General features: G+C 46.6%; 25 protein-coding genes, 2 pseudogenes and 1 other annotated feature. Of the genes and pseudogenes, 3 read left to right on the top strand and 24 right to left on the bottom strand.

The features are described 5' to 3' along the window. Positions 1-21 precede the first annotated feature (21 nt). Positions 22-1,569, bottom strand: a complete 1,548-nt coding sequence (gene nadB / locus BV455_RS13530; protein WP_061579392.1) for an L-aspartate oxidase — start codon at positions 1,567-1,569, stop codon at positions 22-24. Between the two features lie 108 nt (positions 1,570-1,677). Between nadB and BV455_RS13525 the strand changes: the two genes are divergently transcribed. From BV455_RS13525 to BV455_RS13515, 3 genes and pseudogenes are all read left to right on the top strand, one after another. Beyond that, a complete protein-coding gene (locus BV455_RS13525; RefSeq protein ID WP_061579378.1) occupies positions 1,678-2,817 on the top strand; it encodes an IscS subfamily cysteine desulfurase in 1,140 nt (379 codons plus the stop codon). Position 2,818: 1 nt separating this feature from the next. Further along, entirely contained in the window at positions 2,819-3,358 is a 540-nt protein-coding gene (locus BV455_RS13520; RefSeq protein ID WP_042406463.1) for a transcription repressor NadR, read from the top strand. Between the two features lie 47 nt (positions 3,359-3,405). Continuing rightward, positions 3,406-3,866, top strand: a pseudogene (locus BV455_RS13515) (NUDIX hydrolase). A gap of 74 nt (positions 3,867-3,940) precedes the next feature. On the opposite strand, the gene pheA reads toward BV455_RS13515, so the two are convergent. The 23 genes and pseudogenes from pheA to BV455_RS13405 all read right to left on the bottom strand — a co-directional run bounded on the left by pheA (position 3,941) and on the right by BV455_RS13405 (position 20,498). Then, positions 3,941-4,789, bottom strand: coding sequence for a prephenate dehydratase (gene pheA / locus BV455_RS13510; RefSeq protein WP_017435531.1), 849 nt, complete (start codon positions 4,787-4,789; stop codon positions 3,941-3,943). A 19-nt stretch (positions 4,790-4,808) separates the two neighbouring features. Further along, on the bottom strand, positions 4,809-5,252 hold the full coding sequence (locus tag BV455_RS13505; RefSeq protein ID WP_275973703.1) for an ACT domain-containing protein: 444 nt from the start codon (positions 5,250-5,252) through the stop codon (positions 4,809-4,811). A gap of 26 nt (positions 5,253-5,278) precedes the next feature. Then, on the bottom strand, positions 5,279-6,565 hold the full coding sequence (gene obgE / locus BV455_RS13500; RefSeq protein WP_061579376.1) for a GTPase ObgE: 1,287 nt from the start codon (positions 6,563-6,565) through the stop codon (positions 5,279-5,281). Positions 6,566-6,772: 207 nt separating this feature from the next. After that, positions 6,773-7,315: a sporulation initiation phosphotransferase B gene (locus tag BV455_RS13495; RefSeq protein ID WP_042406472.1), complete on the bottom strand. Its 543-nt coding sequence runs from the start codon at positions 7,313-7,315 to the stop codon at positions 6,773-6,775. Positions 7,316-7,467: 152 nt separating this feature from the next. Continuing rightward, on the bottom strand, positions 7,468-7,758 hold the full coding sequence (rpmA, locus tag BV455_RS13490) for a 50S ribosomal protein L27 (protein WP_017435526.1): 291 nt from the start codon (positions 7,756-7,758) through the stop codon (positions 7,468-7,470). 15 nt (positions 7,759-7,773) lie between these two features. After that, positions 7,774-8,106, bottom strand: a complete 333-nt coding sequence (locus BV455_RS13485) for a ribosomal-processing cysteine protease Prp (protein ID WP_042406475.1) — start codon at positions 8,104-8,106, stop codon at positions 7,774-7,776. Between the two features lie 11 nt (positions 8,107-8,117). Further along, positions 8,118-8,426: a 50S ribosomal protein L21 gene (gene rplU / locus BV455_RS13480; protein ID WP_042406479.1), complete on the bottom strand. Its 309-nt coding sequence runs from the start codon at positions 8,424-8,426 to the stop codon at positions 8,118-8,120. Between the two features lie 18 nt (positions 8,427-8,444). Continuing rightward, positions 8,445-8,524 (bottom strand) — a sequence feature (ribosomal protein L21 leader region). 115 nt (positions 8,525-8,639) lie between these two features. Continuing rightward, positions 8,640-9,503: a M50 family metallopeptidase gene (locus BV455_RS13475; protein WP_061579375.1), complete on the bottom strand. Its 864-nt coding sequence runs from the start codon at positions 9,501-9,503 to the stop codon at positions 8,640-8,642. After that, positions 9,496-10,263, bottom strand: coding sequence for a M23 family metallopeptidase (locus tag BV455_RS13470; RefSeq protein WP_042406482.1), 768 nt, complete (start codon positions 10,261-10,263; stop codon positions 9,496-9,498). The genes BV455_RS13475 and BV455_RS13470 overlap by 8 nt, the downstream gene beginning before the upstream one ends. A 113-nt stretch (positions 10,264-10,376) precedes the next feature. Then, on the bottom strand, positions 10,377-11,180 hold the full coding sequence (gene minD, locus BV455_RS13465; protein WP_017435521.1) for a septum site-determining protein MinD: 804 nt from the start codon (positions 11,178-11,180) through the stop codon (positions 10,377-10,379). Positions 11,181-11,182: 2 nt separating this feature from the next. Continuing rightward, positions 11,183-11,902, bottom strand: coding sequence for a septum site-determining protein MinC (gene minC / locus BV455_RS13460; RefSeq protein WP_017435520.1), 720 nt, complete (start codon positions 11,900-11,902; stop codon positions 11,183-11,185). An 8-nt stretch (positions 11,903-11,910) separates the two neighbouring features. Continuing rightward, the gene (gene mreD, locus BV455_RS13455; protein WP_017435519.1) at positions 11,911-12,429 is read right to left on the bottom strand and encodes a rod shape-determining protein MreD; all 519 of its coding nucleotides are present in this window, start codon (positions 12,427-12,429) and stop codon (positions 11,911-11,913) included. Continuing rightward, positions 12,426-13,289, bottom strand: coding sequence for a rod shape-determining protein MreC (mreC, locus tag BV455_RS13450; protein WP_017435518.1), 864 nt, complete (start codon positions 13,287-13,289; stop codon positions 12,426-12,428). Before mreC ends, mreD begins: the two co-directional genes overlap by 4 nt. Before the next feature lie 21 nt (positions 13,290-13,310). Continuing rightward, positions 13,311-14,333, bottom strand: a complete 1,023-nt coding sequence (locus BV455_RS13445) for a rod shape-determining protein (RefSeq protein ID WP_017435517.1) — start codon at positions 14,331-14,333, stop codon at positions 13,311-13,313. A gap of 164 nt (positions 14,334-14,497) precedes the next feature. Continuing rightward, positions 14,498-15,178, bottom strand: coding sequence for a RadC family protein (radC, locus tag BV455_RS13440; RefSeq protein WP_042406483.1), 681 nt, complete (start codon positions 15,176-15,178; stop codon positions 14,498-14,500). 46 nt (positions 15,179-15,224) lie between these two features. Further along, on the bottom strand, positions 15,225-15,785 hold the full coding sequence (locus BV455_RS13435; protein ID WP_061579374.1) for a Maf family protein: 561 nt from the start codon (positions 15,783-15,785) through the stop codon (positions 15,225-15,227). A 112-nt stretch (positions 15,786-15,897) separates the two neighbouring features. Beyond that, positions 15,898-16,854 carry a hypothetical protein gene (locus BV455_RS13430; RefSeq protein WP_017435514.1) on the bottom strand — a complete coding sequence of 319 codons (957 nt, stop codon included), beginning with the start codon at positions 16,852-16,854 and terminating at the stop codon, positions 15,898-15,900. Between the two features lie 113 nt (positions 16,855-16,967). Further along, positions 16,968-17,430, bottom strand: a pseudogene (locus BV455_RS13425) (type II secretion system protein). A gap of 19 nt (positions 17,431-17,449) precedes the next feature. Then, positions 17,450-18,046: a pilus assembly protein PilO gene (locus BV455_RS13420; protein WP_223845227.1), complete on the bottom strand. Its 597-nt coding sequence runs from the start codon at positions 18,044-18,046 to the stop codon at positions 17,450-17,452. Then, on the bottom strand, positions 17,986-18,204 hold the full coding sequence (locus tag BV455_RS20425) for a hypothetical protein (protein ID WP_223845226.1): 219 nt from the start codon (positions 18,202-18,204) through the stop codon (positions 17,986-17,988). Before BV455_RS20425 ends, BV455_RS13420 begins: the two co-directional genes overlap by 61 nt. Continuing rightward, entirely contained in the window at positions 18,201-18,791 is a 591-nt protein-coding gene (locus BV455_RS13415) for a hypothetical protein (RefSeq protein WP_017435511.1), read from the bottom strand. Before BV455_RS13415 ends, BV455_RS20425 begins: the two co-directional genes overlap by 4 nt. Continuing rightward, complete coding sequence (gene pilM, locus BV455_RS13410; RefSeq protein ID WP_218687277.1) at positions 18,781-19,734, bottom strand: type IV pilus biogenesis protein PilM; 954 nt, start codon at positions 19,732-19,734, stop codon at positions 18,781-18,783. The genes BV455_RS13415 and pilM overlap by 11 nt, the downstream gene beginning before the upstream one ends. Positions 19,735-19,742: 8 nt before the next feature. Next, positions 19,743-20,498, bottom strand: coding sequence for a prepilin peptidase (locus BV455_RS13405; RefSeq protein ID WP_218687276.1), 756 nt, complete (start codon positions 20,496-20,498; stop codon positions 19,743-19,745). Between the last annotated feature and the right edge of the window lie 3 nt (positions 20,499-20,501).

Raw genomic sequence — 20,501 nt, 5'->3', positions numbered from 1 at the left:
CTTCCGGTATGGATACTTTTGCTACGCTATTACATTTAGCTCGCTCTTTGTCCGCCAAATCCGCCGCTGCTTCCATTGCTTCCGCTCAAATGGATAGTCGGAACGGTAATGCCCTCCCCGGCTTTCCGTACGCTGCAGAGCAGACGTCGTGATTAGCCAGCCCGTTAGCAACATATGCATAATTGCAATTTCATTAATGGAAAAATGATCAAGAGAGCTGTTCGCAAAATATGACAATGGAAATTGTTCGAACCATTTTTTTGCATATTGCAATCCTTGTTCATCACGAACGATGCCGACATATGTTGACATGATCGTTTGAATGGTTGATATTTCTGGCAAGTCGTTCACGACCTTTTTGTTGCTGTGTATATCATTTGTTTTTTTACGCAATTGTACCGGCGACGCTGTTTCTCTTCGGATAGCCTCTGCAGCACGCGCTCCGAACACAATCCCCTCTAACAGAGAATTGCTAGCTAACCGATTTGCTCCGTGAACACCCGTACAAGCTACCTCTCCGACGGCATATAACCCTTGAATCGATGTCTGCCCGTGATCATTCACATGGACGCCGCCCATTAAGAAATGGGCGCCTGGAACGATTGGAATCTTTCCTTTATCAATGTCTACCTCGTATGCTTGGCATAGTTTCGCAATCGTTGGGAATCGTTCACGAAAACGGGCAATCATCGAAACATCTAAATAAACGCGGTGACCATGCTGGATTTCAGCATGAATCGCGCGTGCGACAATGTCGCGCGGCGCTAAATCCCGTAATGGATGAACAGACTCCATCACCTTGCGCCCGTCTTCCGTCACTAACACTGCTCCTTCGCCGCGTACCGCTTCCGAAATTAAGCCGACCGCTTTCCCATTAGCCAATAACATTGTTGGATGAAACTGAATAAACTCCATATCCGCCATTTTCGCGCCCGCGCGGTACGCCAACGCAATTCCATCACCCGTCGCCGCCTGGGAATTAGAAGAAAAAGCATAGATGCCTGCACAGCCGCCCGCAGCAAGCACGACAGTGTTCGCGTAATGGAACGCGATTTGCCCTGAACGGTTTTTCGTTTTTATCCCGACGCACCGCCCATGTTCAACAAGCAGTTCCATTACATATTCGTCCTCAACCATTCGCACACGTCCCGCTAGCTTTTCAAGCAAAAACGCAACAATCGTCCTCCCTGTTTGATCACCTCCCGCATGCAAAATGCGCCGCTTGCCATGCCCCCCTTCGCGCCCAAAGTGGAGACTTCCATCTTTCTTGGTATCAAACCGCATTCCCTCTTCCATCCATTCAGAAATTCGCTTTGGTCCTTCGCGGACAAGCAGTTCCACCATTTTTTCATCGTTATGGTAGCAGCCGGCCGCAATCGTATCATGAAAATGGCATTGCCAATGATCTTCTACAGAAATGGCCGCAGCCACCCCGCCTTGCGCCAGCCACGAGTTGCTCTCCTCCTTTCTCCTCTTTGTGAAAATCGTCACATTTTTATGCTCATGCAAATAATAGGCGGTAGTTAAGGCGGCGATACCGCTGCCGACAATAATGACCTCATTTTCCATCACGAAAAGCGCCTCCTGATTTTATATGTCTTGACACATATATTGACACATATTTAAACTAATGACAAGAGTTTTGTTTACCATTTTGAAAATAAAGGACGGATGGCAATGATTTATTTAGACTATGCGGCGACGACGCCGATGAGCGAAAAAGCGCTGCAAACTTATGTAGAAGCTGCATCCGCTTATTTTGGAAACGCAAGCAGCCTGCATGATATTGGCAGCGCAGCCGAACGGCTTTTAACGCTATGCAGAAGGGAACTAGCCTACATCATTAATGGGGAGGAACGGGGAGTTTACTTTACAAGCGGGGGTACGGAAGCAAACATTCTGGCTGTCCGCTCGCTTGTTAACGCACACCGTCACCGTGGCAACCATCTCATCACAACGGAAATCGAACATGCTTCCCTTTACCATCTTTTTAAGCAGCTAGAAATGGAAGGATTTTCGGTCACTTATTTGCCGGTGGACCGTTTTGGCCAAATTCGCCTTCACGATTTACAGCGGGCGATTACGCCAAAAACGATTCTCGCTTCGATTCAACATGCCAATTCGGAAATCGGAACCATACAGCCAATTGCTGAAATTGGACAGCTGCTGCGGCGTCATGGGGTAATCTTTCATAGCGATTGTGTCCAAACTTTTGGTAAAATACGAATAGATGTAAAAAAGATGTGTATCGACAGCCTTTCCATTTCTGCTCATAAAATTTATGGGCCAAAAGGGGTCGGGGCAGTATATATTGACCCGCGCATCAATTGGCAACCATGTTTTCCTAACGCCACCCATGAATATGGATTTCGTCCAGGGACAGTCAATGTGCCTGGAATCGCTTCTTTTATTACAGCGGCACAGCACATTTGTGAAAATATAGAGGCCGAACAAACGCGTTTCGAGCAGCTGCGCCGCTACTTTTTGGCAATGATTCGTGAAAAGCAATTGCCAATTACGGTAGAGGGCCATCCTTGCATGCGGCTGCCGCACATTATCGGTCTTTCTGTTCATGGAGTCGAAGGGCAATATGTCATGCTCGAATGCAATCGCGATCGTATTGCAATTTCGACAGGAAGCGCGTGCCAAATCGGTAAACAAGCTCCGTCTCGTACGATGTTAGCCGTTGGGAAAACGGAAGAAGAAGCAAAACAATTGATCCGTGTCTCGTTCGGAAAATGGACGACCAAAAACGACATTGATCAGCTCATCTCTTCTTTGGAACGCATCCATCAGCAAAGAAAGGAGTTTGAATGAGTTGAAAGAAGAGAAAAAAATTCTTGGGGAACAGCGGCGCCAGCTCATTTTGCAATGGCTGAAAGAAAGCAAAAGGCCGATCACCGGCGCTGAACTCGCGGCAAAAACGAACGTCAGCCGCCAAGTGATCGTGCAGGATATTTCGCTCTTAAAAGCGCGCAATGAACCGATTATCGCCACAAGCCAAGGCTATTTATACTTGCCGCCAAACATTCCGGCGCAAACATATACGCGCACGATTGCCTGCTACCATACGCCCGAACAGACAAAAAAGGAATTGTATATTCTCGTCGACCATGGCGTCACCGTCAAGGATGTGAAAATTGAACATCCCGTATACGGAGACTTGACGGCCTCGATCATGGTCAGCAACCGCCTGGAGGTCGATCAATTCATTCAAAAGATTGAAGAAACAAAGTCGTCGTATTTGCTGCAGCTGACAGACGGCACCCATCTTCATACGATTGAAGCAGACTCCGTCGCCAAGCTTGATGCCGCTTGTCACGCTCTCAAAAAAGCAGGGCTGCTCATTGAATCGTAGAGATTCAATCCTTACAATTTTTCGAGGCAACAGAAAGGGAGAACGGTATGGGCTACATTGAAGAACTGCGCGCTCTTGTCGGCCATCGCCCCGTTATTTTAGTTGGCGCACTGGCAATCATTAAAAATGAAAAAATGAAGTATTGCTGCAAAAGCGCAGACAACCGTATGGATATTGGGGACTTCCTGGCGGATTGATGGAGCTTGGAGAATCGGCTGAAGAAACAGCAAGACGGGAAGTATGGGAAGAAACAGGGCTCACCATCGGAAATTGCCGTCTCCTTGATGTCCTTTCCGGACCGGGCACGTACGTGAAAGTACCTAATGGAGACGAATTTTACGCCGTTACGATCGTGTATGAAACAAATGAATTTTCTGGGGAAATCCACGCAAATCCTGAGGAATCATTGGATGTGAGGTTCTTTCCAATTAACCAGCTTCCAGAACAAATGATCCAAAGACATTACCATATTCTGAAAAAACATATAAAACCATCCCTGCGTTTTTAACTAGGGATGGTTCTTGTTTGGCCATCGTGATCTATCATTAGATCTATCATTAGATCTATCATCAAATAATATAATCAAATAATATAATACGGATAACTTCCTAGCACTTGCACCGTACATTCAAGCGCCTCTAGTTCCGCAATGGCCCCGGGGATGAGCACATCATCCATTTTTTGATCAATGTCAATGATAAAAAAATAGTTGCCAAGCCCGGTTTTTGCCGGGCGCGACTCGATTTTCGTCAAGTTTAATTTGCGCCAGGCAAACGCGGACAGCACTTGGTGAAGCGCGCCGGGCTGATCTTTTGGAAGCATGACGACAAGCGTTGTTTTATCGCCCGCATAAAGCGGCGAATCGATATCCAGCGGCTTATTTTGTTTGCGGACGACAATAAAGCGCGTATGGTTATAATCGTAGTCGTGAATGTTTTCATGCACAATCGTCAGCCCGTACTCTTGTGCCGCCAGCCGGTTGGCGATCGCTGCAATCGGAAGATGCGGGTGTTCACTGACAAATTTGGCCGCCGCGCTCGTCGATGTCATATACACCTGTTTGGCGTTTTTCAAAGTCGTATGCAAAAATTTATGGCATTGGGCGATTGCATGGGAGTGCGAATAAACTTCTTTGATCTCCCTCCAATGATGGGCGTGGTACGGATGCACCATTAAATGCTGCTGAATCGGGGCGATAATTTCCCCGACGATCGGCAGCAATTGTTCATGAATCAAATAGTCCAACGTTAAATTCACGGATCCTTCTAACGCATTTTCCAGCGGCACGACGCCGGCATCGATCTCTTCCTTACTGACGGCATCGATGCATTCCGGAATCGTATCGTATGGAATTTTTTCGCTATCCGGAAATATCGTCGTTACCGCTAAGTCCGTAAATGTCGCTTTTGGTCCTAAATAGCCTATTTTCATGCCTTGCCTCTCCCTTGCGTTAATACACTCCTGAACCGACAATCTCTACCTTTTCGACAAACTCCAGACTCCGCAATTTCGAAAGCAGCTCATTGATATCTTCTTTCATGTCATTGGTGCTAATGGATAGCGTAACATTGGCGCGGCCTTGAAGCGGAATCGTCTGATGAATCGTCAGCACGTTGCAGCCGGCGGCGGCAACAACACCGAGCAGTTGGGAAAGTGTGCCGGAACGGTCTTCTAAATGGAAAAATAACGTAACAATGTTTTCTTTGATTACGGCCTGGAACGGAAATACCGCATCACGGTATTTATAAAATGCACTCCTGCTGATATCGACAAGCTGCGCCGCCTCGGCAACCGAATCGACTTTTTTGCGCTCTAGCAATTCTTTGGCCAGCAGCACCTTTTTCATCGCTTCCGGCAATACGTCCTCGCGAACTAAATAAAATTTTTTATCCAATGAAGCCTCCCCTGCCCCTTTCAACATTAATCGACAAATTCAAATTCATAATCCAACAGCCTTACAATATCGCCATCTTTCGCACCACGTTCGCGCAACGCGTCATCCACTCCCATCGCCCGCAGCTGCCGCGCAAAGCGGCGGACGGATTCTTCCCTTGAAAAGTCGGTCATTTTAAATAGTTTTTCTACTTTTTCCCCAGATAAAATAAACGCACCATCGCTGCCTCTTGCAATCGTAAATGGCGGCTCCTCTTTTTCATACTTGTAGACGACGCGCTGCACCGCTGGCTCTTCCACTTCGTGAAGCGGGGATTCCGGCGTTGTTTCCAAAAGGTCGGCGATGGCAAATAGCAGTTCGCGCACCCCTTGTCTAGTCACCGCAGAAATTGGAAAAATCGGCACGTTATCCCCGATTTTTTCTTTAAACTTTTGCAAGTTTTCTTCGGCATTCGGCATGTCCATTTTATTAGCGGCAATAATTTGCGGGCGTTCCGTCAGGCGCAAATTGTATTGTTTTAACTCCTCATTGATCACTAAATAATCTTCATACGGATCCCGCCCTTCCGTCGCCGCCATATCAATGACATGGACGATGACGCGCGTCCGTTCGATATGGCGCAAAAACTGATGGCCTAACCCGACGCCTTGATGGGCTCCTTCAATCAGCCCAGGAAGATCGGCCATAACAAAGCTTCTGCCGTCATCCGTTTCGACCACGCCTAAATTAGGAACAAGCGTAGTAAAATGATATTCGGCAATTTTTGGCTTCGCCGCGGAAACGACAGAAAGAAGCGTCGATTTTCCGACACTTGGAAAGCCGACTAAACCGACATCGGCAAGCAGCTTCAATTCAAGAATGACGTTGCGTTCTTCTCCCGGCTCCCCATTTTCGGCAATTTCCGGCGCTGGGTTTGCCGGCGTGGCAAAACGTGTATTTCCTCGTCCGCCGCGTCCGCCTTTTGCGACGACAAACCGTTGACCGTTTTCCGTTAAATCGGCTAGCACTTGATTCGTATCGGCATCGATGACAACCGTCCCAGGCGGCACTTTAACGATCAAATCTTCACCGTTTTTTCCGTGCTGATTTTTCGACATGCCATTTTCCCCCCGCGCCGCCTTAAAATGGCGCTGATAGCGGAAATCCATCAGCGTCCTTAATCCTTCGTCGACGACGAAAACAACATCTCCGCCTTTTCCGCCATCACCGCCGGCAGGACCGCCTTTTGGCACATATTTTTCGCGGCGGAAGGCAACCATTCCGTTGCCGCCGTCACCGCCTTTTACGTAAATTTTCACTTGGTCGACAAACATCTTCGTTCCTCCGATCTGTTGTTGAAATGCTATCACTGTTTATTATTGTATACAAAAGCAAAGGAAAGGCTGTCAATAGTATGTTGCTTCATGAAAAAAGCAGCAAAGGCGAAACGAAAAGGGACATTGATATAACAAAAAGTGCCGGGCAACGGCCGGGCTGCTGCACGCGAAAAATAAACGGCTTTCCCCACTCCGCTTCCGCACTCAGCTAAATACAATTTTGATCAGTACGGTCATTTCGTTCGTATGTACGTCAAAAGTGTCAAGATAAATGGATGGCGGCAACTGGCAGTTATGAAGCCAGCGCTTAACCTCATTTTCATCTTGTATTGTCCCGCTGTAATCAAAAAATATGTTTGTCCCTTGCGGCATCACTTCAATGGAAATGCTCATATGATTTTCCTGACGTCCATCCGCCTGCTTCTCCATAAACGCTAAAAAGCTGCTGCTCCATTGCGTCAAATCTTCATCATAAAGCGATAAGTCACGTTCCTCGCCAAGCACTTCATACTCCAAGGAAATAAGCCGCGGCTGCCAGTTATAAGTCATAAGGAGCTCGGCAAATTGCACCGCCTTTAAATTGGTCAGCTTTGTTTCGTGCTGCATCTCACAAATAATGTCATTGATAATTTCGTAAACCCGCTCTATTTTATTTAGCGCCAGATTTCCTTTAATAAGCTGAATTTTATTTAGCCAGTCGTGGCGGGAATGGCGCAGTACATCGACAATTCTCCATTGCTTCTCCATCCATAGCGCTCCTATTCCTAATTTACACGACTTTATCTATCATTCATTTATCTTTACTATAGCATTTTTTTACAAAAAACGTGAATGGTTTTTCATCATTTTTGGAAAAACAAAAAACTCTAACCATATGGTTAGAGTTTCTTCACATTTGCTTATGCTTCTTTGCTGACAGGATAGACGCTTACTTTTTTGCGGTCGCGGCCAAGACGTTCAAAACGAACGATACCGTCGATTTTTGCGTACAGCGTATCGTCACCGCCGCGTCCAACGTTCAATCCTGGATGAACTTTCGTGCCGCGTTGACGGTAAAGAATCGAACCGCCAGTAACGAATTGGCCGTCAGCGCGTTTTGCCCCAAGGCGTTTCGCAATGGAGTCACGGCCGTTTTTCGTCGAACCTACCCCTTTTTTCGAAGCAAAAAATTGGAGATCTAGTCTTAGCATCCTTGTCACCTCCTGCTATCGCTGAATAATGCGAATATATTCTCCGTAATCACGCTCTATCGTCTGCAGGGAAACGAGCATCGCTTCAAGAAGAAGCTGAACTTTCTCAGCCGTCGCTGCATCTTCAATTTCCGGAAGCTCACAGCGAAGATAGCCGCCGGTTTCCCCTAGTGCAACATGCGGCCGAATCTTTGTCAGCGCTTCGATCGCGTTGACGGTGCCGAACGATACGGCCGATGCGCCGGCACAGACAATATCTTGCCCATGTTTGGCAAAATGCGCATGCCCTTTCATCGTAAACGCGCAAATTTTGCCTTCCTTCGTGCGTTCAATTTCTACTTTAATCATTGGCAGTGCCTTTATGCGTTAATTTTTTCGATGACTACTTTCGTATAAGGTTGACGGTGACCTTGTTTGCGGCGATAGTTCTTTTTCGCCTTATATTTGAACACGATAATTTTCTTTTGACGGCCATGTTTTTGTACTTTCGCTGTTACCGTTGCCCCTTCGACTGTAGGGTTGCCGATTTTTACCGTTTCGCCGCCGACCAGTAACACTTTATCAAAGGTTATCGTTTCACCTTCTTGGGCATCAATTTTTTCGATGTAAATTTCTTGCCCTTCTTCTACTTTAATTTGTTTACCGCCAGTTTCAATAATTGCGTACATATCAAACTGCACCTCCTTATATAGACTCAGACTCGCCAGCGACAAGGCGGTTCTTGACAGAACGCTTTGCAACCCGCGCTGAGCGGTTGTAGTACGGGTGCTGTAAAATATATTAGCCGCACCATTTTTGTCCGCCTCCATGTCGGCGGCACAAAAATTCTACAACGTAAAGTATAGTATCATACTAAAATGAAAAATGTCAATATCGTTTTCTTACGCATAAATGAGCTGGCTTAGCGAGGCATCGGTTTGTTTTTCGGCAAAAAAGGCATGCAAAAGCTCGTTTTCATCCAGCGTCACCCGTTCACGATTCGCTCTCGTGACAATGACGGAATGTTTTTGTCCACGGTAAAATTTTTGCAAGACATTGGAAATCCGCTCCTCTTCTGAAGCAGCAATCGTCCGCAATTTTGTATAATCGCTCCGTTTCCCGTAATAGCGCTCGAGCAAAAAACGCATGACGATATATCGATGATGCTTCCATTCCTGTTGCAACGATATCATTAAAAACGCGGCAACGATCCATAAATCAAGCTGTTTCGGCTCGATCAGCAAAATGCCGATGACGAAAAAAACAAGCGCCGCAGCGGAAAACAAGACCGTCTTTTGATGTGCTTCACTAAACGGAAAATAATAAGTGAAAAGAAGAAACGCCAGCCTGCCGCCATCCAGCGGCCAAATAGGCAATAAATTAATAAGAAGAATGGCGGTGTTGTAATGGGTAAACATCTCTAATCCTTCGCTTGTGATAAAGCCGATCTTCCATAAAAAAAACGCAACAGCCATCATCCAAAGATGCTGTACCGGACCGGCGAGCGTTACAATCAGATCTTCACGGAACGGTCGGTTCCCGTATTCCTCGACTTCTGCCATACCACCAAACGGCAAAAGCAAAATTTGCCTGATCCTCCAAGAAAAAAAAGCGGCGGCAACAGCGTGTCCCAGCTCATGGATAAACACGATCATAAATAATAGAAATAATTGCCAGAAGTGGGCGGTGATGACAGCAATGCCACAAAACATCCATAATAGCGGATGCACGTGAATTTTTGTCAATAACGCGATATACTTATTCAAAGGAAATCACCTGAATCGGATCAATGAAATGGTCTCCTTGTTTTATCGCAAAATAAAACACCCCTTTTGTTTGATCGTCAGCGCTCGCCATTGCTGTCCCAACTTGTTTGCCCGTTTCAACAAAATCATACAATTTGACAGAAATCGCGCCTAAATTGCCATACCACGATTCACTTCCATCCGCGTGTTGAATGATCACCGTTTTCCCCAGCTTCTCTTTCGTGCCGGCAAATGTCACGATCCCTTCATTCATCGCTTCGACTTTCGCATTGCTTGTCGTTTCAATCATCACTCCTTGGCCGTTTTTCTGAAAGCTTTCCAATACGCGGCCTGAAGCAGGAACAGCGTACTGCTTTCCTGTTGTTTTTGTTTCGCTTTCCGGTTTTTGCGAAATAAAGGCGAGTGGCTCGCCAAACTGTTTTTCATACCATTTGGAAACAGCCGCAAATTGAAATTCTTGCTTCATCGTGCTTTTGACAAACTGACGGGCAGGCTCTAACGAATCAGCTGGATTTTTAAATAAAATGGCTGTCACTAAAACAAGGCAAGCAGAAAGAAGCATTTTAAAAATGAACACCTCTTTGTGAAAAAGAGGATGCGGTTCTTCTAATGAATAGCGGTCGTACGTCACGACTGGCTGGCCGTACCGCTCTTCGTCGGTCAAGTCCCATACTGCCTGCCGGGGTGCCTCGTAGTGATGCGGCCGTGCTTTTCTCCGCTTTTCAATGCGCTTGCGAATTTCGCGGACACGTCGATTCATTATTCTCACCATCCTTCCAATATTGTTTGTACTAGTTTATTAGACAACCTTGTTAGATATGATTTCGATAAAAAAATCCCTGCTTATTCATTTGCAGGGATTCATTGCAACGATTAATGCACGCCAAATAGTTTTTTAATTTTCGAGAACAATCCTTTTCGGTCCTCTTCTAACGGCAGCAGTGGAACGGATTCGCCGAGAATTCTTCTGGCGATGTTTCGGTAGGCAATCGATGCTTTGCTGTTTGGATCTAAAACGATCGGTTCCCCTTTATTAGAAGCTTTGATGACGTTTTCATCATCGGCAATAATTCCTAATAAATCAATCGACAAGTGCATAACAATTTCGTCCACATCGAGCATATCGCCGTTTTTGACCATATGGCCGCGAATGCGGTTAATGATGAGGCGAGGCGGCTTCATATGTTCTTCGTTTTCTAGCAGGCCGATGATTCGGTCGGCATCGCGCACTGCAGATACCTCCGGAGTCGTTACGACAATCGCTTCATCCGCTCCTGCCACTGCGTTGCGGTAGCCTTGTTCAATACCTGCCGGGCAGTCAATTAGCACATAATCGTAATCTTGTTTTAATTCGTCTACCAACTGTTTCATCTGCTCTGGGGTAACGGCGGACTTGTCGCTCGTCTGCGCAGCCGGCAATAAATAAAGATGATTGTCAAACCGCTTATCTTTTACTAGCGCTTTTTGCACGGTGCAACGCCCTTCGACAACGTCTACCAAGTCATAAATAATGCGGTTCTCGAGCCCCATGACGACGTCAAGATTGCGCAGCCCGATATCCGTATCAACAAGGCAAACCCGCTTCCCAAGTATAGCAAGCGCCGTGCCAACGTTGGCAGTTGTCGTCGTTTTTCCGACGCCGCCTTTTCCGGATGTAATGACGATAGCTTCTCCCACTGTCACATTCTCCTTTCTAACCGCGTCAAATTCGGCCGCAAATGCATAAGCAGCTGCAAGCGATCAACAACAATTTGGTTATGTTCATCGATATAGGCGCACTCCATTTCGTTCCCTTCATCCGTTTTATAATCGGGAGCCCGATTCATTACATCACTAATTCGCAGCTGTGTTGGCTTCATCACTGATGCAGCAATAACCGCTTCTTTATTCCCATAATACCCAGCATGGGCGATGCCGCGCAATGCTCCAAGTATAAAAATATTTCCGCCGGCAATCACCGTTCCCCCCGGATTGACATCGCCGATCAATAAAAGGTCTCCCTGCACATGCAGCACTTGACCGGAACGAACAATTTTAGAAACAGATACAATCTCTGTTTTTCGCTTCCACTCGAGCGCCTCTTCCTTTGTCAAGACATTGCTTTCGATAGAGGAGACGACAAAATTTTTTGTACGGCGGATTAACGTGCGCAATTCTTCCTCCTGCTCCGGTGTCAAATAACGGTTTCCGACTTTGAGATGAACGGAAACGAGCGGACTGTCCGGTTCTATTTTTTCGCTAACCGTTAACTTTTCTTCCAGCTCTCTCAACAAATCGTCATAGGAGCAATTGTCATCGAGATGCAACGTTAGCCCATCTTTCGTTCCTTTAATCGTTACGTATTGTTTTTTTTTCGTCACAACGTTCACCTCAACGAATAATTCTACAAAAATACTCATTTTCCTTTTTAATGTTCCTGTTCGAGGCGTTTGATTTTTACGAGCCGCTGCTTTAACGGGTAAGAAAAGACAAGCAAAAATGCGCTGTTAAGCAGCAGCGTCGGCCATAACCGGTGTGAACAAAACGTTTGCCAAGGCATATCGGTCCGCCCGATGAGCAGTTGGATGCCGTACACATAAAATTCCAGAACGGTGATAAAAAAGAGCGCAAGCAAGCAGGCGATGAACCAATGTTGGTAAAGTACCTTCATCGCCTTGGCAGCGAGATAAGCGATTAATGTAAACGCAAACGCATAAACGCCAAGCAATTCGGTATAGACGCAATCATACAAAAGACCAAAAATAAACCCGTAAATCATTGCGCGCATTTTTCCAATATAGACCGCCGTAAACACAAGAAAAACAAGAAAAAAGCGCGGCACAAAAAAATAATCGATATATAAATCATTCTTTGGCCATAAATCGACAAAAATGCTTTCGACAACAAAACATAAAATCGCAAGGAAAGGAAGCATCCATTTTTTCACTCTGCTTCCTCCTTTTCTTGCAGCGTTTCATCAATTTTTCTTTTGACAATAATGACGTCATCAATGTCATATAAATTGGCAAACGGCTTTACGTAAACGACTTTCGTAAGGCCATATTGATCCGGCTCTACTTTCGTCACTTCCCCGATAGGGAGTCCTTTTGGGAAAATGCCGCCTAGACCGGATGTTAGCACTTTTTGCTTTTTCTTCACTTTTGCATCAAATGGAATTTCTTTTAGCAATAACTCTCTCCGCTTTTCATCGTATCCTTCGATGAGGCCGAAGACGTTTTCTTTCCCCTGTACGTACGCAGAAATGCGGCTATTTTGATCGAGCGCGCTCAATAATTGAACAGTGGAAGTAAATTGAGAAGCATGCTGCACTTTTCCGACTAATCCTTCCGGAGTAATGACAGCCATATCCTTTTTGACACCGTGCTGCTCTCCTTTGTTCACGATGATCGTTTCCCGCCAACGTTCCGGATTTCTGCCGATCACAGTGGCTTGAATTGGGATAAAATCGCGCAGGCTCTCTGTTTTATGCAACAAGGCGCGCAGGTTTTCATTTTCTTTTTTTAATGTTTGCACTTGCGCTTCTAGCGTGACATATTCCTCGAGTCTTTCTTTCAGCAGCTTGTTTTCTTTATATGTATTTTTAATGTCGTTGATATTCTCAAAGAAGCCCGCAACGAGCTGTGCGGGCTTATGGAAAATCAATTGTACAAAACCGGTTGTATCTTTCAAAAACTGCTCCGGCCATGTAAGTTGGCGATCTTTTAAAGAAAAACCAATCAATGCCACGAGGACAATCATGCTAACAAGCAATAAAATGAGCCGTTTATTTAAAAAGAACTGTGGCATGATGTTGACACCCTCTTACTGTCAGCGATGGTCTCTCGCTTTATTTTTGAATAAATCGATATGATCAAGCGCCTTTCCTGTTCCGATTGCGACACAATCGAGCGGATTTTCGGCGACAATGACCGGCATATCGGTTTCTTTGCTGATCACTTTGTCGAGATTGCGCAGCAATGCGCCGCCGCCCGTTAGGACAATGCCGCGGTCCATAATATCCGCCGCCAACTCCGGCGGTGTTTTTTCCAACGTATTTTTGACGGAATCAACAATCGCATAAACGGTATCGCGCAGCGCTTCGGCAACTTCTTCGGCGCTGATTTCAATCGTTTTCGGAAGCCCTGTCAATAAGTCACGGCCGCGGATTTCCATTTTGCCGATTCCTTCCGGATGTCCTGCCGAGCCTATTTCAACTTTAATCGCCTCCGCCGTCCGCTCGCCAATCATTAAATTGTATGTTTTGCGAATGTATTGAATAATAGCTTCATCCATTTCATCGCCGGCGATGCGGATCGATTGGCTCGTGACGATGCCGCCAAGCGAAATGACGGCTACTTCCGTCGTACCACCGCCGATGTCAACAACCATGCTGCCAGTCGGCTCCCATACAGGAAGATTCGCGCCGATCGCTGCAGCAAACGGCTCTTCGATGGTATAGGCATCACGCGCTCCTGCCTGACGCGTCGCGTCGATGACGGCGCGCTCCTCCACCGCGGTGATCCCGTATGGCACACATACCATTACGTACGGTTTTCCAGCAAAAAATCCTTTATTTTTCGTCGCCTGTTTAATGTAATATTTCATCATGGTAGCTGTCGTTTCATAGTCGGCGATCACTCCATCTTTCATCGGTCGCAGTGCAACGACATTGCCAGGCGTACGGCCAATCATGTTTTTCGCTTCATTGCCGACCGCGACAATCTGCTTCGTATCCTTTTGTATGGCGACAACCGATGGTTCTCTTACCACAATCCCTTTTCCTTTTACGTATACAAGCGTATTTGCTGTTCCTAAATCAATGCCGAGATCCTTTGTCCCAAATCCAAACATATTTGATATCTCCCTTTCTGAAACGAAATGCTTTTTATAAATCATTCACTAAATTTGTCGATTTTGCTCATCAGTGTGTTTCCCTGTTCCGTACAACACCGCCCACAGCTTTCATAAAAACTCATAATTGATATTATAACTGATTCGACAAAAAATGAGAACCGCTATACATACCCTTTTTCTTTCAAACTGACGAATTTTTGATCGCCAATAATTAGATGATCTAGGAGTTCAATACCAATGATCCGGCCGCATTCGGCAAGCCGCTTCGTTACATCAATATCTTCTCGACTTGGGGTTGGGTCGCCGGAGGGATGGTTATGCACGCAAATAATGGAGGCAGCCGAGCGCTTGATTGCTTCTTTAAACACTTCGCGCGGATGAACAATAGAGGCGTTTAAACTGCCGATAAATACCGTTTTGCGGTGAATCACTTGATTTTTTGTGTTTAAATAAATGGCGACAAAATGTTCCTGCGACAAAAAACGCATGTCTTCCATCACATATTTTGCCCCATCTTCGGGAGAACGGATCACATAGCGGTCATGGTATCCAAGACGGTGAATGCGCCGTCCAAGCTCTATCGCCGCCAAAATTTGGATCGCTTTGGTCGTCCCGATTCCTTTAATGCTTGTTATTTCTTCGACCGTCGCATCTTTCAACAGCCGAAGTCCCTCAAAGCGCTGAAGCAGGCGGTGGGCAAGCTGCAATACGGATTCTTCTTTCGTTCCCGTCCTCAGCAAAATCGCAAGCAGCTCATGGTCCGCCAAACTTTCCGGTCCAGAGGAAAGAAGACGTTCACGCGGACGAACATCCTTTGGCACATCGCGAATCATCCATGTCATTTGAATTGCCTGTCCCCCCCTTTTATCTTTTCCGGATCAAAGCCAATTACCAGCCAAGCTGCTTTAGTTCACGCACGGTTCGCGACAGCGGCAGCCCGACAACGGTAAAATAATCGCCTTCAATTCGTTTCACAAACAATGCAGCCCGTCCTTGAATGCCGTATGCTCCTGCTTTATCCATCGGTTCCCCCGACTCAACGTAAGCAGCAATTTCTTCCTCGGTTAAATCCCAAAAAAACACTTTTGTTTTTTCCACAAACAATGCTTGTCCGCTCGGAGAAAGAATCGCTACACCTGTCAATACTTCATGCTCCTGCCCCGACAACATACGCAGCATTTGCGCTGCTTCTTCCTTCGTTTTCGGCTTTCCTAGTATGTTGTTTTGATAGACGACAATCGTATCTGCCCCGATGACGTACGCATCAGGATGTTGGACAGCAATCGCTTTCGCCTTTCGGTAGGCAAGCGACTGCACCGTTTGCTCTGGTGCTTCCCCTTCATGAACATATTCTTCAATGCGGCTGGCGAGGATTTGAAATGGGAGGTTCGCTAATTCAAGAAGCTGTTTCCGGCGCGGGGAACTGGACGCTAAAATTAACTGTTTCACGATCATCACCCTTTGCACTCGCTTCAGATTGGAAGATACAACTGTATCGTACCAAATTTTGCGGGCGGACACAATTTTTCAAAGTCGAAATAACACGAAAAAAAGAAGCTGTCTAGCTTCTCAATGGAAAAATGGACATGTATGATTGCAGTGCTTCTAGCAGCTCTTGCTGTGTTTTCCGCAGCAGCTCTTCCTGCTGATTCGTTTTGTATGCAACTAAGGCAAGATAGGCATTTTTTATCGCGGAAACATATTGTTTTACATGCTTATCATTCGGAATCGATTTAGCGGCAAACTGCTTATAATGGTTTTCTAATTCCTCCCACGCATCGCCTTTTACGTCGCCTTTCCCCAACAAAACGGCAGAAACAGCCGCCATATACATATATAACGTTTCCCCTTCCTGAATGACGGAAGTGCGTTTGCTGCTATCGGCATCGTTAAACGACAATGATTTAATATATGTGCTTTGCACCCCGTCTTCATACAGCTGACTGACTTTCCGCAACGTCTCCTTGTCCTGCCCGACTCCGATCAACAAGGCGACCGGCTGCTCCCCCACCGTCACAACAGGAATGGAAGAAGACTTCAGCCGCTTGGCATAGCCAGCTGCCGCTTTGGCATTTGAAAATACTCCTGCTTGAATGACGCTGATGGTAAATGGAGAAGAAACGTCCCTATTTTCATTAACTGGTTTGATGTCCGACTGCGTCGAAGTTTCCGTTTCTATGGGAGCAGATAGCGCTGCTTCCTCCGCAGGCAGCGAATGACTTTTTTGCTTTGGAATCATATTTAATACAATGAAACCAAAGCTTGTCCCAACAATAACCGCGATGACAGTGGAGACGAGCGCTGATTTTGCGCGGGCATTCCATCTAAGGCTCTTGTTTTGCTTCTTTTTTATCGATGGGAAGGAGGCGGTTTGCTTCGAAGCTTCTATGCTGCTCACGTTTTCTTCCATCACGACTTTCAGTGGTTCTGCTTTATCGTTTTGCTGCGGGTGATCCACCGCAAATGGGCGCTCTTTTCCGTTAATTCTCACCGTAATTTCCTGTCGCTGCTTGTCCATTGTGCCACCATCCTTCTCATTTCCCTCTTTTCCGCCTATCTTATCATAAACAAAGAAAAAAAGAACAAGACATTTGTCGTCTTGTTCGCAAATCATTTCGCCAAATTTTGTGCTTATTGGTCATGAATTTGCTCCACAGACAATGCTTCGACAGGAACTTCTGGAGATGTGTCGGAATAAGTGCAAAGTTGCTTCGTTTCTCCTTTTTAAGCAAATAGAATAGTTTAGCGATCCGTCTTCACCTTTGGTGATGAGCACATAAGACGGGTTCGTTTCCCATGGCAGCACATTGCCGGTAAACGGATCTTGGAGCGGATGAAGCAGTCCTTCTTCGACAAGCTGGCGGTATGTCAACAACGCCGAAGAGCGCGCTGGCAAAAACTCCACTTTTTCCGCCCCGACATAAAGCCGCGCTGCCTCATAAAGCGCATAGGCATCCGATACAAACGCCCTCTCTTTTGATTTTTCGATCAGCTGCAGCACCGCAATCACCACGATGGATGATACAACTCCGAAAATAACAATGACAGCCAGCAGTTCGATCAGCGTCATTCCACGATTGCCCCTCAGCAGCATATGATCACTCCGCCATCCGTTACTGCTGCGCTGGCAGTTGCTCCCCGGGAATCACTTCGGTCAGCGGGTTGTCCTTTTCACTCGGCGGAGGAACATCCAGCTGTGGCAGCATCTTTTGTAAATGTGCTAGTTTTGGATAATAAAAAGCGCTAACGGTCAGTGAATAAGTCAGCGGGTTTACTTCTGTATCGACCGATGTCAGCTCCGGATTACCGGCAAATGAAAGCGATTCGACGGAAACAATTCGGTCCAAATTTTCAAGCGTCTGTAAAAAACGTTCCAGCTGATAATAGGACGGCGATTGCACCGTTAGCTGCATGGTCACTTTTTTCAGCCCGTCCGGCAAGGCGGCCGAGAAAGATTGCTTTTTCGCTGACGCTATATTGGTTTCTGTTTTTCCCACTGTTGCGTTTGTTTCTTCTCCCCCTGCCGCAGCATTTTCACCTTCAGAAACGCTGATGCTGGTAATCATGCTGTCAGATACGACCTCTGCTTTTTCCAAATCAAGAAGAAGCTGCTCGGTCAGCGGTTTCACCGGAATTTTCTTTTGCAGCGCTACAATGCTTTCCGGCATGCCGTCCCGTTGTCTGGCAGCTTCTGCTTTAATGGCCGCCAATATTTTTTCTCGCTAATAACCGTGCTGGTTAACTGTTCGATTTGTTGAAGCCGCGGATAAAGCCAATAAAAATACAATCCTGCAAATATGGCGCCAAATACGACGAACAACAGCAGCAAAATAACAACTTGTCGTTTTGAGAAACGTACGGTCATCATTGTTTCTCCTTTTCCTCTAGCGCTTGTTTGCGAATATGAATTTCATATTGCGCAAGATAGCGGGGCACCACTTGCTTTTCCATTCCCTCTTCCGCGCTTGTGTCTGTTATATTCACTGTTGAAACGCTTTTCAGCTGTACAGCTTCGACAAATTTTGCGTCTGACAGCCGCTTTAAGTAATAGGCCGCTTGTTCGCTTGTATCAAACTGTATGGAAACGGTGACCGTCTCATTTCCCGTATAGGAAAAATTCATCATAAATCCGCGCTCCGGCAGCAGCTTCGTCATATTGCGCAACAGCGGCACCATTTTCAGCGGGTAATTTTTCGACCATTGCACCGCTTCATGAAGCTCCTTCATTTCTTGGACCGATTGGGCACCTTTTTGCTTTTGCTGCTCGATCGCCTGCATGGCTCTAATCTGTTTGAGTTCGCCCGTGAGCGCGTTAATTTGTTCATCCGCCCGCGCACTCAAAACGTAAAAAACAACGGCAGCCGCGATGAGAAGCGCGGCAAAGACGGCAACGCTCACCAAAACGGATGCGTTTTTCGGCTCTTTTTTCGGCAATAAGTTAATCTCAACGATCATCGTCTGTTCCCTCTTTTAGCGCAAGTCCCCATGCAAGATAATAACGCGCGTCCACCGCGCCCGCCATGGAAGCAGAAAGCTGTTCGACAGGCGCCTCGAACCGTTCTTGCAATGCTTCATAAACGTGAGGCAGCTGCGGGTGATCCCCGATAAGAAAGACGCGCGTAATTTGCTGCTTTCCTTGCTGCAGTGAAAATGAATAGAATTTCATCATCCGCTCGATTTCTTTATATATATCTTCAAACGGATCGATAAACGGCGATGCTTTATCAATTTCCATTTCCTCATACGGCTCGAGCGGAAAATGGCGCATAAAAGCGGGTTTATGTTCATAGAACGCACTCACATTCACGGAAGTTTGATCAAATTGAATGAGCAAAATATGATCATCGCGTTTCATCTGGCGAGCAATATAAAAAAGCCGGTATGCACATAGAGGAGAAACATCGGCGGCAATCGGGCGCAGCTTTACCTTTTCAAATAACGCGGTATAATGAGACACCGCCTCTTCCGGAGCGGCAAACAGCAAAATGACCGTTTCCTCCTTCTTCCTTTCTACCACAACATAATCAAATACCGGATTAGGAAACGGCACCGGAATCGTCTCTCCCAACTCCATAAATAAATAGCCGCGGATTTCATCATCTTCGGGATTAGCAGAAAGCGGAATGCGCCGAATCATCACGAAAGAATCCGGAACGATAAAACGGACGCGGCGCCCTTTTAATTTCCATTCGTCCACGCATTCTTCCAAAATCATTTCTAGCGTCTCGCTGTCGATCATTTTGCCGTCTTGAATGATTCCTTTTGGAAGAGGACGCTCGCCCCATTTCTGCACCGACAACGGGTCGCCCGGCTTTGTCTCGACATAGCGGATGACATGATCTTTAATCACTAAATTAGCAGTTTTATGCTTTCGTTTCCACAGCCTAACCATGCTCATGTTTCCCCTTATATTGAAAAGAAAATGAATCCCTTGTACCATTGAATGATATCGTAGCCGAAGAAGTGCGCCGTTAATGCGCCAAGCGCAATCGCCGGCGCGAACGGCATCGGCTCGCGGCGCCGCACTTTGCCGAGCGCCATGCCGGCCAGTCCAATGATCGTCCCGTAAAAGGTAGAGAAAAAGAAAGCAAGCAGCACCGTTTTCCATCCTAACACAAATCCAAGCAGGGCAAACAGTTTAATGTCGCCTCCGCCCATGCCGCCTTTAGAGATGACAGCGATGAGAAAAAGCAGCGAAAAGCCGGCGGCCGCGCCGATCAGCGCGTCCCGCCACGGAATGAACGGAATAAACAGCCTCTCGATAAAAAACAGAAAAGCAAAAGCAAGCAGCACTTTATCAGGAATGATCATATAGCGGATATCCGAGACAACGATAATCATCAACAGCGAAATGAGCGTCCAACTGACGAGCAATTCTTTGGACCATCCCATAAGCAGCGGCGAAATCGTAAAAAGAAGCGCCGTCGACAGCTCGATAAACGGATATAACGGCGATATTTTCTCCCCGCATCCCCGGCATTTCCCGCCCTGCACCATATACGACACGACCGGAATCAGCTCCCGCGCCGCAAGCGTACGCTTGCAGCACGGGCAACGCGAACGAGGGAAGACAATCGACTCACCCGCCGGCACGCGCAGGCCGACGACATTAAAAAACGAGCCGAGAAGGAGGGAGTATAGGAAAATAAATACTTGTATCATTTC

This window comes from Parageobacillus caldoxylosilyticus (assembly GCF_019272935.1).
Classification (GTDB): domain Bacteria; phylum Bacillota; class Bacilli; order Bacillales; family Anoxybacillaceae; genus Saccharococcus; species Saccharococcus caldoxylosilyticus.
Note: the sequence above shows the minus strand (reverse complement) of the source record. Positions and strands in the feature narration are given on the sequence as shown.